Genomic DNA, 17,440 nt, shown 5'->3' on the forward strand with positions numbered 1-17,440 from the left:
AAAAAACGGACAAACTATAACATATTTAAACAAGCATCTGCCATTTTTTGCGATGTGTCGCAATGACAAGCCAACGACATAACGATGACATAACAACGATAAAAATGATGCCCAACCACGATAAACCAATACAGTCATCGCAATGGTGAGCCAATAAAAAAATGCAAACGAATGGGTGGGTCATTTTCACTCACGCCAGCGGCCAAATCCACCCGAACAGGACCAACTGGTGATGCCCAACGAATGCCAAACCCAGCCCCCACTTTGGTATCGGTGGTGAAATGAGCATCATAAGCATTGCCAACGTCAGTAAATACCGCACCACGAAACCCGGGGAAAAATTCATAGTTATACTCAAAGCTGGCCACTGCCAATACTTGTCCACCATACAGATAATCAAACTCTAATGGTGATAAGCTGTTATAATCATAACCACGAATACTTTGATCACCCCCAGCAAAAAATCTTAGCTTATAAGGCACTTCAAAAAAATCTTTTGCCCAAATATAGCCACCATCTAAGCCACCGATGACTTGATGTTTCAAGCCCTCACCAAAACCATACACCCCACTCACACCAGCCTTGGCGATTATCATGTTGGTATCAGTCAGCATCGACTTTGCCCCACCTTCGATAGAATAATACTGACGCATCCCAAAATTTGGGTTGATGGGGTCATCAGCTTCAGTTTTGCTTAAGCCATAACCAAAAAGCAACGCTTGCTGGGTATCATTACCAGCAGCAAAGCGAATGGGTAAATTGCGATAAAAAGACGCATCGATATCAGAGCTAAGGTTGTCATATCGATAGCGGATAGAATAGGTTCTATTCCAACCTGAATCTTTAATGACATTGCGTGACAGTCCTGCCAAGATGGATTTTGACTGAAGACTAAACGAGCCAAACCCTTGGTCAATCAGCTCTTCTTCGTACTTGACATTTGCCTTAATGGTATCATCAAGTGGGTGCTTCCATGGTCGGCTGACATAGGCACTGACATTTTTATTAATTTTGGATAATGACGTTTGAACACCTGCTTGATAGCCATCTCGATTCACCAGATTGTAATCCAAGCGACCTGTCAATCGCATGCCTGAGTCTGTGCCATAACCAAAACCAACCTGAGCATCTCTGGGCTTATCACTTTGCACATACACATAAACAGGCACTTTTTTACTGTCATAAACCTGCTCAGGGGTGATTTTATTGGCAAGCACAGGACGTTCAACATGTTCAGACCGATTATCAGGCAATGGGTCAAGCTTGCCTGCAATGTCGCTGATTTTATCACTGATTTTACCAAGTAAAGTGGTGCTTTGTGTGTCATCTTCCAATAACACCCTATCATCTGGCTGATTGTATAACTGCTGTGCCTTTTGCTCAATGGCAAACAGTTTATTTTCGATGTCAGTGTCAATTTCAAATTCAATGGGGGCAATGTTTTCCAAGCCATCCAAGCCATCTAAGTTATCTGAGTTACCATTATCTGGGGCATCATTATCCAAGTTATCATGATTTAAACCATCTAAATTTAAATTGTCATCATCTGTAGTCGTCTCCGATGGCATGCCAGCCTGTACACCACGCTGTGGCAACACTGTCTCCACATTAACCGTATTAAAATAGCGGGTGGCAGACAAGTCATTGCTAAACTTGGTTATCGCTGGTGCATGATAATTTTCCCCTGTTTTAAAGGTAAGCAACTGTTGTAATAATTCTGGTTTTACAGGCAATTTATTGGGGTCAGTGGTCAGCTTTTGGCTGTCTTTATCATAAGTAAAAAAAACCACATCGCCAAAGTCGTATTGCTGTCCTGCATCATATAGCAAGGCAATGTCAGCGGTGTTATCAGGCAACACAATATCAACAGAATGACTTAGCCAGCTGGCATCAAAATAACCAAAACGACTTCCCATCTGAGAAATTGCCTGTTTACTGGCTTCATAAATACCATGATTGAATACCTCGCCTTGTAATGGCGGCAAATAATCTTGCATGGCAGTTAAAGGCTCTTTACCACTGCCATCAATGTTACGTACTTCGACCACTCGTTTATCAACGATGACAGGTTCACCCACTGAGTCGATGATGACATCGATGCTGTTGCTGTCAGTCTGCACAAATTGCATCTGCACGTCATAATAGCCAACCGCTTCGGCAGCACTTTTGGCGGTTTCTCTGATTTTGGGTAATGCTGCTTTAAAATCAGCAACCGATTCGACAAACAAATCTTCTAATGATGCCTTGATGTTTTTGGCAGGTTGGCTATTGGTATCAACTTTAACCAATCGGTCATTATCAGGGTTGCCATCATTGGCGGGCACTTTTAGATAAATATTGGCATCTAGCTTAGGTAACGGCAAATAACCATCTGAAAACAGATTGGCATATAAGCGTTTAAAGACATTTATTGTTGGTGTTGTTTGATTTGGTGCGTTTGTGGGGGGCTGTTGCTCAATTTGCTCAGTGTGAGCTTGGATTTGCTCAAAGCCAAATTGTCCTAAAGAAGTTTGTACGTCTTGTTGGTTTTGCTCAACAACATCATTAATCTGTTGAGCCGTTTCAGAGAGTTTATTGGTTGATGTGTCTTCTTTTATCAGTTGAACATTGGGTGTTGTATTATCAAGTTTGGCAACTGGCACTGACTTAGGCGAATTAAGCAAACCTTGTGTATAAGTCGCCACTTGCTGAGCATGTTGTTCAAGCTCTTGAATGCTTTGCATGTGATACTGCTGAGTTTGAGCGTGTTTGGCAGCTTGTTGTAAGTCTTGCCAACTGCTGGCTTGCGGTAAACCATCGGCTGGCAGGTCGTTGCTTAAATCATCGTCTTGCCCATACTTATTGTCGTTGTCATCACCCTTATCATCAATGTTGATGAGTTGCCCTTGATTGGTTTTACTGTTCACGTCATTATGAGCATTCACGTCATCATGACTGACGGTTTGAGTGCTTTGCAACGATTTTAATGTGTTTTTGCGATAGTCTTCGAGCACTTTTTCATCAATGATACCTGCTTCAACGGCTTGTTTTAGCCTGAGTGCCGTTAAAGTTTCATCAACGTGAGCATCATCTAACAATGGCTTTTGTTGTCCATCATTTTGGGTGAATAACTGGTTAAATTCTACCGTTTTTTGTTCAAAATTTGCTGATTGTGCCACATCGATGACTGCCACGGCAGAGATTGGCATGACTGCCAATAACACAAAAGGCACACCAATACCCACATACCGTAACTGCCTTGATGATTGCCCTGTTGTGCAAGTGGGTAAAAGGCGTGAAAGTCGTTGATAATTCATGATTAAATAAAGTGGGTGTTTGGTCATGGCATCAGTCATATCGTTTAGAGATTTTGGTATTTAAGCATCAGTGTTTTAAGCATAAAACGTCTGCATTCTAACAGGTATCATCATGATAACATAGCCAAAAAGCCACCTTTATGCTACCTTGAGCATCAGGTTACTTGGCTTTATTCATGTTCTCAAAATTCATTTGGTTTTTTGTGTCGTCATTGGTTTGATTCAGTAGGGGCAACCATGTCCAGTCAGTTTGCATTATTTTCCAAAAAACGCTTTACGTCCATGTTCATTACCCAGTTTATGGGAGCATTTAATGATAATTTGTTTAAGCAGGCCCTGCTGTTGGTGTTGACCTACAATGTCGCAAGCCAAATGGGCATGGAAATCAGCACCTTAAACAATCTGGCAGCGATGTTGTTTATTTTACCCTATTTTTTATTTTCTGCGCTGGCAGGACAGTTGGCGGATAAATACGAAAAGTCCAAATTGACGGTAAACATTAAAATTTTAGAAATTGTCATCATGGTGATTGCTGTCTTTGGTTTTTTTATGCAGCTGTATTGGTTGTTGTTTGTGGCGTTGTTTTTATTAGGCACACAATCAACGTTTTTTGGTCCAATTAAATACGCCTATTTGCCCCAAGTCATGCACGAAGATGAGCTGGTGGGGGCAAATGGTTTGTTCCAAATGGGAACATCATTATCAATACTGCTTGGCATGATTGTGGCGGGGGTTTTAACCCAATTAACCAATGCTTATGTGTGGATATGCACCACCGTGGTGCTGGTGGCAATCGTGGGGTTGATGGGTGCTAAAAACATTCCTCACACACCTGCCACTCAGCCCAATTTGACAGTGAATTGGAACATCATCACCACCAGCTGGCAGACCATTCAATTTTTATATGGTTTTCCGCTGTTGTTTTTTATCATTTTGGGCAACAGTTGGTTTTGGTTTTATGGGGCAACCTTTTTAACGCAAGTGCCAGAGTTTAGTAAAACGATTTTGCATGGCAATGAAGTGGTGGTTATTTTTATGTTGGGGTTATTTTCGGTTGGGGTGTCGATTGGGTCATTGCTTTGTAAGCAATTCACCAAAAACCAAGTGAGCTTAAAGTTGTTGCCGTTTGGTATTGCAGGCTTGAGTGTGTTTGCCATTAATTTGTTTTTTTCATTAAGGGGCATTGGCGACATTCAGATTTCTGCTGATAAGTTACTTGGCATCACTGAGCTTTTGGCGGTTGATGGCAGCGTGCGAGTATTTATGGATTTATTTTTTTTGGGCTTTAGTGGGGGCATTTATATTGTGCCGTTATACGCCTATATGCAGGCTTATGCCCCCAAAAGTCATCGGGCTCGTGTGATTGGGGCGAATAATATTTTTAACGCCATTTTTATGGTAACGTCAGCCATTGTTGCCATCATGGTCTTATCAGTGCTGTCGTTAAGTCTGCCCCAGTTGTTTTTGATAACAGGTGTGTTAAACTTGATTTTTGGTGGGTTTTTATACCTAAAACTCCACAAACACGCTGGTAGCATGAACATTCAAACCACAGACGATGTGTTTTAAATCGATGTGATTTTAGTGATTTTAAGTGATTTTAAAGGGGGGCGTTATGACAGCCAATCATGGCACAACTTCACCAAAACCTAAGCGTCAGTTAAATGGACATGACCGACTGATACAAAAATTTGACCAGTCGCTAAGAGCCATCATTCCCCATAGCAATTTGCACACCAGAGCCTTGCCTGTCAGTGATGACATCTTACCTAAGCTTAGTAACCAAGAGTCCCGCCATGTGGCAGGATTGATGCGTATTAATCATACTGGTGAAGTATGCGCTCAAGGGCTATATCATGGACAAGCCTTTAGTGCCAAAAATGATGCGGTCAGGTCTGCCATGAACCATGCTGCCCAAGAAGAAGTTGACCACTTGGTTTGGTGTGAAACTCGCCTAGACGAGCTTGGCAGTCATTCTAGCGTGTTCACACCTATTTGGTATGGGCTTTCGTTTGGCCTAGGGGCAGTGGCAGGATTCATCTCCAATGAATTTAGTTTGGGATTTGTGGCAGAGACAGAAGCTCAAGTCAGCGAACATTTACAAGAGCATGTGGCACAACTGCCCATTGATGACCACCGCAGCCGCCAAATTTTACAACAGATGGATAAAGAAGAATTGGAGCATCGGCACATGGCGTTAGAAAATGGGGGCAGTCAGCTGTCTTTACCTGTCCGCATCACCATGCGTTGGCTGGCAAATCGCATGAAGCAAGTGGCGTATCATTTTTAATGTCATAGACACTAAATAAAAACAATGCTAAATTATACCCATATTTCAAAAAATTAGCCGTTGCTCGTATTCATGAAAAAGTACGCAACCAGCGTTTAGACTGACACCATATAAACATAAACACCATAAATTCACCCATAAACTGATTTGCGAAAACCAAGCCACCAGTCATGCACTTGAAGATTTAGGTGTAAAAAACATGGTAAAGAACCATAAAAAGCACAAGCATTAGCTGATGTGGCAGGACTTGCTACTGTGTAAAGAGTTCCCTCATGCCGATACTATTCAGCGATGGTGGCATGACGAAAGGTAGCAACTCAATCTAAATTGAGGTTGTTATGGGTCGCAAAGATTCCCCCATCATAACCGCTAGGTTTGGTGGTGGGAGTATGTCAAATTCAGAGCCTTAAATCAAGAGCATTTAACTTAAGAGAATGAACACAGTAATGAATACAGTTTTGTAACAGCTTAACAATGGAAAACCCACTCATTTTTGTGTTTAATGGGAGGCTTGTTTTCATTTGGACATTTATTTTATCTTGATAATAGGACAACTTTTTTATGCCCTTTTTAGTTTTTAACTTGACATCTCATAAAATCAATGCGTTGATAACGGCTTCTGCTTTATCATTGTTGGTGTCCATAACCCCCATAACCGCCAGCCATGCCAACGCACAAACCATACAAATGTTAGGCACGCCCCTTAACCCCAGCACATTGCCCAACATTCCCACACCATCTGTTAGCGTCTCTGATTTGGCTTTTATTCCCACAGTATTGATAAACCAAAGCACCACGGGTAATGCTCAAATTGACGTGTCGCTGTTAGATGAATTTTTGGCAGACATTGAGCCAAACGTTCGCCACTATCCCCCCAATTTCCCCAACCGCTCACAACAATACCATACCAGTCAAACCATTAAAGCTTATGCCACATGGATTGCTCAATTTGCTGATGCTCCCAATGCGTCTTATGATGTGTTGATGCGTGCAGCCAAACTTAACGGAATGGCTCGCAACTTAGACATGGGGTCAGATTATGCCGTTGCTGCCAGTAATTACGTGGCAAAAGCGATTAAACTTAAACCCAATGATGTCGATGCCAATCTACTTTATGGTATTTTGTTGTCAGAAGGTGGGGCATATAAACAAGGCAAAAAATACTTAGACATCGCCGCCAATCAAGGGTCGGTGGAAGCTGAACAGACCATGGCACAGGCAGAAATCATGGCAGATAATGTGTCAGCTGGTTTACAGCGTCTACATCGCCTACAAAAAAAACACCCCAATAATGCCCAAATCGCTCAACAAATTGCCATTGTTGATGCGGGCAAATTTCGCATTTGGGATATCCCTGCTCCAGACATCAATGTCAAACCAATTAATTGATTTTAAAAATTGACTTTTTAATCACTGGGGTTGTATAAGAAACGTCAGTTTATAAAAAACATCGCATGATATTAAGCCCATTTTTTATGAACATGAACATGAACATGTCTATTATAAAAAGGTTAGGACAAAGTTTGTCTTATCCGCTGTTGCCGCTTTTCATTTAATGCCTTGCCAATGGCTTGTCCGCTTAAATTTGGCTCAATGTCATTCATGCCCACCGCACAAAATGCGTTAATGGCATGTTGCATTTGTACCATCATTTGTGCTTGTTTCATCAATGCCAGCACATCATATATTTGTTGCCAAGTTTTAGCGTCCTTATTGGCTTTGGTGGTGTTGATAAATTCGGTCATTATCTGAGCTTGATTGGATAACTTTGCGTTTGTATTGACATTTGATGAGTCTGTCATGGCAACAGACTGTAGAGTGTGCATCAGCAGTTTGTCCATCATAAGGGCATTTTTAGCCGTCAGTTGAGCAAATTTGCTGATTTTTTTGGGGATTGTGATGCTTTTATCCAACTTTTGGATCATCATTTGCCACGCATCGACATCTGTATTGTGGTTAAAAGATTGATTTTGTTGTGTATTCAATCGGCTGTTATCATACGTTTTGTCATGTGTTTTCTCGTCATGGCTTTTTGCCATCATCGCTGTGAACACCGCCCAACGCTGTGATAAATTCAAGCACCTATCAGCACACAACCGTAAAGCAACCGCCAACAACCCATCATCGCTCAAATCAACCAATGTGGGGAATGTGCCAGAAAAAATCACTTGCATGGCATTGGTGTGTTGTAACAACTGCCAGTAAGCATGGGGATAATCTTGCATCATCGCACGGCTGGTCTCTTGCCACACTCTCTCACGGGTAAGGCTGTTTAATTCGCCTGATGCCACCATGGTACAAATTAACATTAAAGTGCTGTCATCTACGTCAAAGCCCATGCCTTTATAACGCCCATAGAAGCGTGCCACTCGCAACACTCGCAACGGGTCTTCAGCAAATGCGTCAGACACATGCTTAAGGCGACGTGCTTGCAAATCTTGCTTTCCACCATAAGGATCAATGATTGTGCCGTCAATCGGAGTTAAGTCATCAAGCCCATGTAGCTGTATTGCCATGGCATTGATGGTCAAATCTCGTCTTAATAAATCCTCTGCCAACGTCACGCTAGGACGACTGTCCACCTCAAAACCCAAATAACCCATGCCTTGTTTACGTTCGGTGCGGGCAAGGGCAAATTCTGCTTTACTCTGTGGATGCAAAAACACAGGAAAATCTGCCCCAACGGGTAAATAACCCAAGTCCAACATCTGCTGAACGTTTGCACCAACAAGCACATAATCTTGGTCTTGATTGTCAAGACCAAGCAGAGCATCACGCACTGCCCCACCAACCAAATACACTTGCATGGATTTGCCCTAACCTAAAAACACGGGTTAAAAACATGGGGTTAAATGCCTCCTGCATTTAAACCCATCAATTTAAATGGGTCATCATCAGCATTTGCTGATTATTGATGACAGTTATTGAACCATTGGTTTGTGCATTATTACCATTACCACCATTGCCATTTTGGTTTTGATGTCTGTGTTTTGACAAGCGTTGATGCGATTGATGTGCCGTAATCGCCATGGCAGCTGCCACTCGACCTGCTGAAATGGGACGTACGGCAAGGTTTTGTGGCACAAGTGGCGACACCATTTTAAACAATCCTTGACTGACGGCCTCCAATGGACGACCCTTATGCTTACCAAGTAACAGTGCTGGGCGAAACACATAAACACATTCAAACCCAAGCTGTTTAATGGCATCTTCCAGCTCACCTTTGACTTTATTATAAAAAAAACGACTGTCTTTATCCGCTCCCATAGATGACAGCAAAAAAAATTGTGCCACCCCTTTTTGTTGGCATAGTTTGGCAAAAGTCAGATTGATGTCATAATCTATCGCCCAAAAAGCATCACGACTGCCTGCCTGTTTTTTGGTAGTGCCAAGACAACTAAAGGCATCAGTATTGCCATCAACATTCAAACTGGCAAACAACTCTGACAAATGATCAAAGTTGGCAAGCTGATAAAAATGTGTGGTTGGGGTCATTTTTTTGGGAGGTGTACGAGCAATGACAATCACCGTCTGATATAAAGCAATCAGCTGATCAACCAACTTAGCACCGACCAGCCCTGTTGCTCCGATGATAATGGCTTTTTTTTGCATGACAAAAAAGATTCACTATAATTAATTCACTATGAATGATTAAAGCTGTTGAATGACTAAAACCGTTAGAGATTATTGTATCGCATATTTGATGGCTTTGAAATGAAAACGTTTAAAATGTGTCAACCTTAAAAATAAAAACAAGATGGCTGTCTTGTTGATGGGTATAAAATTTGTTATAATCACCCACTTTGATTGTTGCTGGTGTTTGATTTGATGTTGAATTATTCCCAATCAAACCAATATCACGACAATCTTGGCAAATGACCACTTTGTTTATCATTGCTGTTTTAGCAATCGCATCATTTTTATTTTGCCATCTATTTTTAGATGCTCACATTCATTCTTTAAAGGAGACGCTCGTGGCAAACTCTGCACAAGCTCGTAAACGTGCCCGTCAAAATACCAAACGTCGTCAGCATACTGCATCACAACGCTCTATGGTGCGTACATACATCAAGCGTGTCAATGCTGCCATTGACAATAAAGACCATGCAGCGGCGACAGAAGCTTTTAATAAAGCAGTGCCTGTCATCGACCGCATGGCAGATAAAGGCATTATTCACAAAAATAAAGCCGCTCGTCATAAGAGTCGCTTGAATAAAGCGGTTAAAGCATTGGCATCGTAAGCTTAATTTTTTGATGTATGACAAAAAGGCTGACTTTGAGTTAGCCTTTTTATTGTGGCGATTTTATTTTGGTTTCGTTTTTTCTGATGGTAAATTTGAGTTTGGTTATATTAAAAATTGCTTAGGCTATTTTTATGTTATTTTTGGTATTTTTAGTATGACAATACACTTACACTTTTCATCAGTCATCAGCCACTGACATCAACCACATTATTTAAACAGGCAAATTTTCATCAAAATTACGTCGATAAAGCTGGGAATAGACGCCATTTTGGCTCATTAAAGTGTCATGCGAGCCAATCTCAATGATTTTGCCTTGCTCCATGACCACAATTTTATCCGCTTTTTCAATGGTGGTTAAACGGTGAGCAATGACCAAAGTGGTGCGGTTTTTCATGACGTTGTTTAACGCCTGTTGGATAAAATGTTCAGATTCATTGTCCAATGCACTGGTGGCTTCGTCCAGAATTAAAATCGGAGCATCTTTTAACAAGGCTCTGGCAATCGACAAACGTTGACGCTGCCCTCCTGACAGCTGCAACCCTTCTGCCCCAATTTGGCTATCAATGCCCTGCGGTAACTTTGCAATGAATTCATCGGCATAAGCGGTTTTAATCGCCTGCTGAATCTCAGCATCACTTTTATCAGCAAGTTTGCCATAAGCGATGTTATTTTTGACGCTGTCATTAAACAAAATCACTTGTTGATTGACCATGGCGATTTGGTTTCGAAGTGATGCCAAACTGTAGTCATTAAGCAAGACACCATCAATACGGATACTGCCTGTGTTCGGTTGCAACGTGCGAGTCAGTAAGTTGACCAATGAAGTCTTGCCTGCCCCACTCCGCCCAACAAAAGCGACTGTTTCTCCTTCAGCAATGTGTAAATTGAATTCATCAATGGCGGTCGTACCGTCTTCATAGACCAAACTGACCCCATCAAAATCAATCACTCCCTTTATGGTTCGACTTTGTTTGCCCAAATCTTCTTCTTCAGGGTGGTCTAATAGCTCAAAAATCGACTCAGCGGCAGCAACCCCACGTTGTAATCGTTGATTGATGTCGGTTAAGTTCTGTACAGGTTTGACGATTAACCCTGCTGCCACCAAATAGGACACAAACTCACCTGCACTGATGCCACTTAACACTTGTGGACGCATGGCAATCCACATGATGGCACTCAGAGCCATCGCCAACAATAGCTGAATAATTGGGGTGTTGATGCTTGCAACCACCACCACTTTTAGCCCTTGCTCAAGGTTGCTTTTAGATGCCTTATTAAAGCGTCGCTGTTCATAGTCTTGTCCACCATAGTTTTTAACCACTTGGTAGCCATGAATGACCTCATTACTGATGTGGCTAACTTCACCCATGGTCTGCTGAATGCCTTTGGATAAATTTAAAAACTGTTTGCTGGCATAACGCACCAACACCATGATGGGCGGCAATACCAAAAACAACAGCAAACTGAGCTTCCAATTCAAATACAACAAATAGACCAACAACCCAAAGATGGTAAATCCATCACGGATAAGGGTCTTTAGTGAGTCTGTACTGGCAGCGGTAACCTGCTCCACATCAAAAATCAGTTTGGACGAGATTGTTCCTGCAGGATTTTTAAGATAAAAGCCACTTGGCAAACGCAATAATTTATTAAAAACTGCCACCCTAAGTTCATAGACCAAATTGCGAGAAATCAAGGCAGAAAAGTAATTACCCAAAAACGCCCCTAGCCCACGAGCAACAAATAACACAATGACCAACAAAGGCAACAATGACATTTGTGCTTGATTGTTTTGACCGATGGCATCAATAATTTGCTGTAATATTTTGGCAATACTGACTTCTGTGGCAGAGTTGATGATAAAGCCAAGGGTAACAAGAAGCATTGCCCACCAATACGGATAGACGTAACGCATCAAGCGACGAAAAGGGTGTTTGGGAGAACTTAAGCGATATAAAACGTTTATCTTAGGGGGTAACTGTGGCATAGATGACTGAATATAACCCAATGATATATAAGCCAATGATGGCATAAACCGACAAAAACCAGCAATTTATGGCATTGGCGGTTTTGTTTATGGTGTTGATGTTGTTGGAGTGAGGTTTGTGCTGGTTGGCAGTTGTCCGACTGGCACAACGGTGCTGATATTCATGTTCACAAACCCCATTTTACCCGCCACATCCATGACACTGACCACCGATTGATGGGTGGCATTGGCATCGGCAGCAATGACAAACAACAATTTGCGATCATCTCCTGCTTCTTGCTGAATCATGTTTATCAGCTCAGCTTCGTTACTGACTGCCAAGGAGATGCCATTGACCAAATAACTGCCATCTTCTTGTACCGCCACTTCAATGCGTTTGTCATCTTCCACAATTGGCACACCCTGTGCTTCGGGTAAAACGATGTTCAGCTTACTAAAGTGATTAAATGACGTTGCCAATAGTAAAAATACAATCAAAAACAACAAACAGTCAATCATTGGCGTTAAATTGACTTCTAAAGGTTCAACGATAGGTTTACGAAAACGCATACGCCATCCTTTTAACTGATTTGTCATGATTGGTTCATCATGATTGATTGACTAATGGTGTGATGCGTCAGCAGGTCTGACATACAAAGGATCTGCCCCAATGGGCATTGAACTGCGGTGTTCATAAGATGGCATCAAGTTAAAATCATACAACTCTTGCATCATCAGCCCAGCTTGGGTCTCAAACTCAGCATTGATGTCCACGATGCGACGCTGAAAATATCGATAACCCACCAACGCAGGAATGGCAACAATCATGCCTGCCGCTGTGGTAATCAACGCTTGCGACACGCCTGCTGCCAGCATGGTTGGGTCTTGCATGGTAACATCACTGATTGCTAAAAATGAGCTGATGATGCCAAGCACCGTCCCTAATAACCCCAATAGCGGAGCAATCGCCCCTATTGTTCCTAGCATATTGATGTTTTTTTCTAGGGCATGGATTTGCACACTGGCACGGTTTTGCATGTGCATGGTCATCGATTCCACACCATAATGCCGATATAACAGACCTGTGGCTAAGATATCACCAAGCGGATTTTTTTCTTTAACATTCATCAACTGAGTGCGACTGATGTCATCAGCTTCTCTAAGCCGATTAATCAATTGTTCACGCAAACGTTTAGGAGCAACTTTATCCATCTGTAATTGACTTGCCCGCTCAATGATGATGATGAGTGCCAATATTGAACACAACACAATAGGCGTCATCAGCCAACCGCCCGCTTTTACCAACTCCCACATAATGCCAAACCCTAACGACCCATTAAACCCAATAGATTTAATATCAAACGCTTAATATGAATGCTTATATATTCACAGCATTCAATGCCCATATTTTATTCACAGTATTTTTCATTCACAGCATTTTGTGCCAAATACAGGCTTTAAAACATGGCATTATAAAGTATTTTGGTGAATGAATAAACCAATGTTACAGAGTGTGTTGCTGTTTTTTCATGTTTAGTCAGTATTCTTGTCAATCTTTTTGCCAGAGCTTTTGCTAGCTTTCTTGGTAGTGCATTTGACTCAGCAGTTGTGATAATTCTTCAGCATTATCAAAAAATATCTCCACACTGCCTTTACCATTGGCTTTTTGTTTCAGTTTCACCACCGCCCCAAAATGGTCAGACAAACGTTGATTTAACCGTTCAATATCATGGCCATGCCGTTGTTGTTGGGCTTGTTCAGAAGATTTGCGTTCTGGTTTTAAAATCGACTTCACCAATTTTTCAGCTTCTCTGACAGTCATGGCTTGTTCGATGATTTTTTTGCCAATGATGGGTTGTTGCTCTTGTGATAATGACAGCAAGGTTCGGGCATGACCCATGTCAATATCACCTTGGTTTAGCCATACTTTGATGTCATCGTGTAATTGATTAAGTCGCAGTAAGTTAGATACTGTGGTGCGTGCCTTTCCCACCACATCAGCAATCATGGCATGGCTCATGTCAAATTCACTATGAAACCGTTGCAAAGCTTCGGCCTGCTCCATGATGGTTAAGTCTTCTCGCTGAATGTTTTCGATGAGTGCCAAAGCGATGGCAAGTTCATCAGACAATACCCGCTCGATGGCAGGTATGTGTGTTTCACCTGCCATTTTTGCTGCTCGCCAACGTCGCTCACCTGCGATGATTTCGTGAGTAACTTGCCCATCGGTTTTGTCTTCGTTGGCTAATAGCGGTCTGATGACAATGGGTTGCATGATGCCATGTTGGCGAATGGATTCAGAAAGCTCTGCCAAAGCAGGCTCACTCATGTCTCGTCTGGGCTGATATTTGCCAGACTGTAATCGCCTGATGTCAATTTTGATAAGACTGATGTCAGCATCATTCACCACATCTGTGCTGGGGGTGTTGATGACGTTGGCAGAGTTGTTGCGTTTGCCCAGCGATGGCTTAATGTTGGTGGCAACCTCGCTTTTAACAGAATCGTTGGTAACAAAATCGCTGTTAACAGTGCTTTGAGCATTGTCATCGCTTGATGTGTCCAAACGCAAATTTAATGACGCATTGTCTGTCAATGTGTCTGTCAATGCAGTGGTGATGGTTTTTTCACGCTTGATTGAGCCTAGCAAGGCATCTAACCCTCGATTACTGCCTAAACCTCTTTTTTTTGCCATGAATACTACCTATTCAGTCAAAATATGAATAATGAATTTATAACCACATTAAATTAAGGCGTTTTTGTTTGCAAAGAAAGTGATATTTGCTTGGTTTTTTGCTTGGTTTGTTTGATGACTTCGTTAGCAAGTTTTTGATAAGCCTTAGCCCCTTTAGAATTGGCTTCATAATCAATGGCGGTCATGCCGTGAGCTGGGGCTTCTGCTAAGCGAACATTACGAGGAATGCAAGTGCGATACATAATATCACCAAAGTGGGCATCTAATTCATCAGAAACATCATTAGCCAAGGTATTGCGACTGTCAAATAAAGTTCGCACCACTCCCCTAATATGCAGCTCTGGATTTAGCTCAGTTAAGCGATCAAGAGTACTGGATAAATCCGCCAATCCTTCTAATGCGTAATATTCACATTGCATGGGAATGATGACTCCTTGTGTCGCCACCAAGGCATTGATGGTCAATAGATTTAGGCTTGGAGCGCAGTCAATAAGAACATAATGATAAGGTTTTGCTTGATTTTCTTGCATGTCTTTTAAGCGGTCAAGGGCAGTCTTTAATAGCCTATGGCTGTCGGTTTTACCCATAAGAGTAATGTCCATGCCTGCCAAGTCTTTATTTGCTCCCACCACGTCAAACCCCGATGGTGATGTTACCACCGCTTGTTGTACAGGCACGCCTTCAAGCAACACATCTGCCATGGTCAATTGTAACTCTGATTTGTCCAAGCCTGTGCCAGATGTGGCATTGCCTTGTGGGTCTAAGTCAATCAACAAAACTCGTTTATGTTTGGCATGTAGGCTTGCAGCCAAATTAACCGCTGTGGTTGTTTTGCCAACACCACCTTTTTGATTGGCGATTGCAATGATTTCCATCATAAGAAATATGACACCTTTGCTACAAATAATTTGAATATTAGGTCAGTATGACTGCATGGTAACCAAATGTCGTGGCTCATCTAAATAGGGTACGTCAAGTTCGATAAGTTTGATGCGCCAGTTTTGTGATAGCTGCGCATACTGTTCAGCAGTCTCTGATAACATCATATCGGTTTTGGCATCAGTTTTGGTTGCCATGCTCTGGTGATTATTTTGAGATTGGCTATGAATATATTGGTTATCATCATTTTTTGCCACAAAATCCATCTTTAAATGCGACAGCTCTGGCAGGCGTGCTTTCATTGCCAAAAGATGACCAGATTCTGTCAAATAAGGCATGGCCACATCAGCAAACGTTTGCAAATTGGCAAATGCTCTTGAGGTTATCCAGTCATAACTGTCCGTGTGGGTTTCAATATGGGTTTCAATGCGTGCCGCCACTGGCAAACAGTTACGAACGCCCAACTCACTGGCAACCTGCTTGATAAAGCGTATTTTTTTTTGGTTACTGTCCAATGCCACACACTGCACATCAGGGCGACAAATGGCGATAATCATCGCTGGCAATCCTGCTCCCGTTCCCACATCTAACAAACGAATGGGGGCATCAAGAGCATCAACCGCCAAACGGTCAGCTGGCAAATGTGCCACCATTGCCAAGCAATCCACAATGTGCTTAATAAAAGCGGTTTTTGGCTCACTGATGGCAGTTAGGTTATAGGCTTTGTTCCAAAACAACAGCATATTAAGATAGCTTAACAACTGCCACCGTTGTCCTGCTGATAACTCAAGCTTGGAAAATTGCTTGAGTGCATTATCTAGCATGTTGCTAATAACAACCGCATCGCCTTTTAACGCTGTCAAATCTGACAGCTGACCGATACTCACAGAATGATTGGCTTTTTGATTAGTCATAGAATGTGCTTATAAGCGATGTCATAAATGGCCATCAAAATGATGCAAAAAACCATTTTAACATGACACAGGCAGGGAATGAACAAAAAAAGACACCCCTAAAGCTGTCTTTTTATTTTTGTATGTTGTTTTTGCCTATTTTTGCAGACTGCTGACAATCACACACCACATCATTTAACAAGCCACATCATTGATTAACATAACTCAACCAATGAGCATATTTATCATTGCGGCCATGCACCACATCAAAATATAGGCTTTGTAATTGTTCAGTCAGCTCACCACGACCGCCATTACCGATGATTCTGTCATCATATTCACGAATGGGGGTAACTTCCGCTGCTGTGCCTGTCATAAAAATTTCATCTGCCAGATAAAACTCATCACGAGTGATGCGACGCTCATGCACCTTAATGCCTAAATCTTGGGCAAACTGCATGATGGTACGGCGAGTGATGCCATCTAATGCCCCACCTGCCAAATCTGGGGTGTGTAATTCACCATTTTTGACCAAAAATAAATTTTCCCCAGAACCTTGACAAACGAATCCTTGGGGGTCCATTAAAACGGCTTCATCATAGCCATTTTTGGTAACTTCTTGATTGGCTAAGATGGAGACAGGATAGTTGCTCGCTGCCTTTGCCTTACACATGGTAACGTTGGGCAGGTGATGTGTGTAGCTAGATGTTTTGACTCGAATGCCATTTTTTATGCCATCTTCGCCCAGATATGCTCCCCAATGCCAAGCAGCAACCATGGCGTTAATGCTGTTGCCACAAGAAGAGATGCCCAATTTTTCTGCCCCAACCCATATTAAAGGGCGAATGTAAGCTTCAGCCAGTGCATTTTTAACAATGACTTGTTTTTGTGCTTGCTCAAGTTCATCTTGACTGTATGGCACATCAAGTTGCAAAATTTTGGCCGAACCAAGCAGACGCACGGTATGATCTTGTAAGCGAAAAATTGCTGTACGCCCATCATCGGTCTGATAAGCACGCACACCTTCAAACACCGCCATGCCATAGTGTAAACTGTGAGTAAACACATGTATCTTGGCATCTGGTTGCTCAACAAAAGTACCGTTTAGCCAAAGTTTTCCTGTTTGTTCTGCCATGTTCATGGTTCATTCCTTTTTCAATTTTGTTGCAAATAACGGTTA

General features: G+C 42.1%; 14 protein-coding genes. 4 read left to right on the top strand and 10 right to left on the bottom strand.

What is annotated here, in order from left to right; genetic code table 11:
- Positions 1-134 precede the first annotated feature (134 nt).
- A complete protein-coding gene (locus tag B0682_RS02755; RefSeq protein ID WP_158077845.1) occupies positions 135-3,323 on the bottom strand; it encodes an autotransporter assembly complex protein TamA in 3,189 nt (1,062 codons plus the stop codon).
- Between the two features lie 210 nt (positions 3,324-3,533).
- Between B0682_RS02755 and B0682_RS02760 the strand changes: the two genes are divergently transcribed.
- The 3 genes from B0682_RS02760 (at position 3,534) to B0682_RS02775 (ending at position 6,975) form a co-directional block, all read left to right on the top strand.
- Positions 3,534-4,865 carry an MFS transporter gene (locus B0682_RS02760; RefSeq protein ID WP_078306569.1) on the top strand — a complete coding sequence of 444 codons (1,332 nt, stop codon included), beginning with the start codon at positions 3,534-3,536 and terminating at the stop codon, positions 4,863-4,865.
- Positions 4,866-4,911: 46 nt separating this feature from the next.
- On the top strand, positions 4,912-5,586 hold the full coding sequence (coq7, locus tag B0682_RS02765; RefSeq protein WP_078306570.1) for a 2-polyprenyl-3-methyl-6-methoxy-1,4-benzoquinone monooxygenase: 675 nt from the start codon (positions 4,912-4,914) through the stop codon (positions 5,584-5,586).
- A gap of 561 nt (positions 5,587-6,147) precedes the next feature.
- A complete protein-coding gene (locus B0682_RS02775; RefSeq protein WP_078306571.1) occupies positions 6,148-6,975 on the top strand; it encodes a tetratricopeptide repeat protein in 828 nt (275 codons plus the stop codon).
- A gap of 122 nt (positions 6,976-7,097) precedes the next feature.
- Here the strand turns inward: B0682_RS02775 and B0682_RS02780 are convergent, their stop codons facing one another.
- Both B0682_RS02780 and B0682_RS02785 read right to left on the bottom strand, forming a co-directional pair.
- Positions 7,098-8,393: a tRNA nucleotidyltransferase/poly(A) polymerase-related protein gene (locus B0682_RS02780; RefSeq protein ID WP_078306572.1), complete on the bottom strand. Its 1,296-nt coding sequence runs from the start codon at positions 8,391-8,393 to the stop codon at positions 7,098-7,100.
- Between the two features lie 67 nt (positions 8,394-8,460).
- Entirely contained in the window at positions 8,461-9,198 is a 738-nt protein-coding gene (locus B0682_RS02785; protein ID WP_078306573.1) for an NAD-dependent epimerase/dehydratase family protein, read from the bottom strand.
- Between the two features lie 362 nt (positions 9,199-9,560).
- Between B0682_RS02785 and rpsT the strand changes: the two genes are divergently transcribed.
- Entirely contained in the window at positions 9,561-9,827 is a 267-nt protein-coding gene (gene rpsT / locus B0682_RS02790) for a 30S ribosomal protein S20 (protein WP_078306574.1), read from the top strand.
- Between the two features lie 214 nt (positions 9,828-10,041).
- Here the strand turns inward: rpsT and msbA are convergent, their stop codons facing one another.
- The 7 genes from msbA to B0682_RS02830 all read right to left on the bottom strand — a co-directional run bounded on the left by msbA (position 10,042) and on the right by B0682_RS02830 (position 17,401).
- Positions 10,042-11,745 carry a lipid A export permease/ATP-binding protein MsbA gene (gene msbA, locus B0682_RS02800; protein ID WP_411350838.1) on the bottom strand — a complete coding sequence of 568 codons (1,704 nt, stop codon included), beginning with the start codon at positions 11,743-11,745 and terminating at the stop codon, positions 10,042-10,044.
- 159 nt (positions 11,746-11,904) lie between these two features.
- Positions 11,905-12,366, bottom strand: a complete 462-nt coding sequence (locus tag B0682_RS02805; protein ID WP_078306981.1) for an ExbD/TolR family protein — start codon at positions 12,364-12,366, stop codon at positions 11,905-11,907.
- A 51-nt stretch (positions 12,367-12,417) separates the two neighbouring features.
- On the bottom strand, positions 12,418-13,110 hold the full coding sequence (locus B0682_RS02810) for a MotA/TolQ/ExbB proton channel family protein (protein ID WP_143823248.1): 693 nt from the start codon (positions 13,108-13,110) through the stop codon (positions 12,418-12,420).
- A gap of 259 nt (positions 13,111-13,369) precedes the next feature.
- Positions 13,370-14,488 (bottom strand): ParB/RepB/Spo0J family partition protein, encoded by a 1,119-nt coding sequence (locus tag B0682_RS02815; protein ID WP_078306576.1) that lies wholly within the window; start codon positions 14,486-14,488, stop codon positions 13,370-13,372.
- A gap of 53 nt (positions 14,489-14,541) precedes the next feature.
- Entirely contained in the window at positions 14,542-15,363 is an 822-nt protein-coding gene (locus B0682_RS02820) for a ParA family protein (RefSeq protein WP_078306983.1), read from the bottom strand.
- Between the two features lie 45 nt (positions 15,364-15,408).
- On the bottom strand, positions 15,409-16,281 hold the full coding sequence (rsmG, locus tag B0682_RS02825; RefSeq protein WP_143823249.1) for a 16S rRNA (guanine(527)-N(7))-methyltransferase RsmG: 873 nt from the start codon (positions 16,279-16,281) through the stop codon (positions 15,409-15,411).
- A gap of 187 nt (positions 16,282-16,468) precedes the next feature.
- On the bottom strand, positions 16,469-17,401 hold the full coding sequence (locus B0682_RS02830; protein WP_078306577.1) for a branched-chain amino acid transaminase: 933 nt from the start codon (positions 17,399-17,401) through the stop codon (positions 16,469-16,471).
- Between the last annotated feature and the right edge of the window lie 39 nt (positions 17,402-17,440).

Source organism: Lwoffella lincolnii (assembly GCF_002014765.1).
In the GTDB taxonomy this organism is placed as follows: domain Bacteria; phylum Pseudomonadota; class Gammaproteobacteria; order Pseudomonadales; family Moraxellaceae; genus Psychrobacter; species Psychrobacter lincolnii.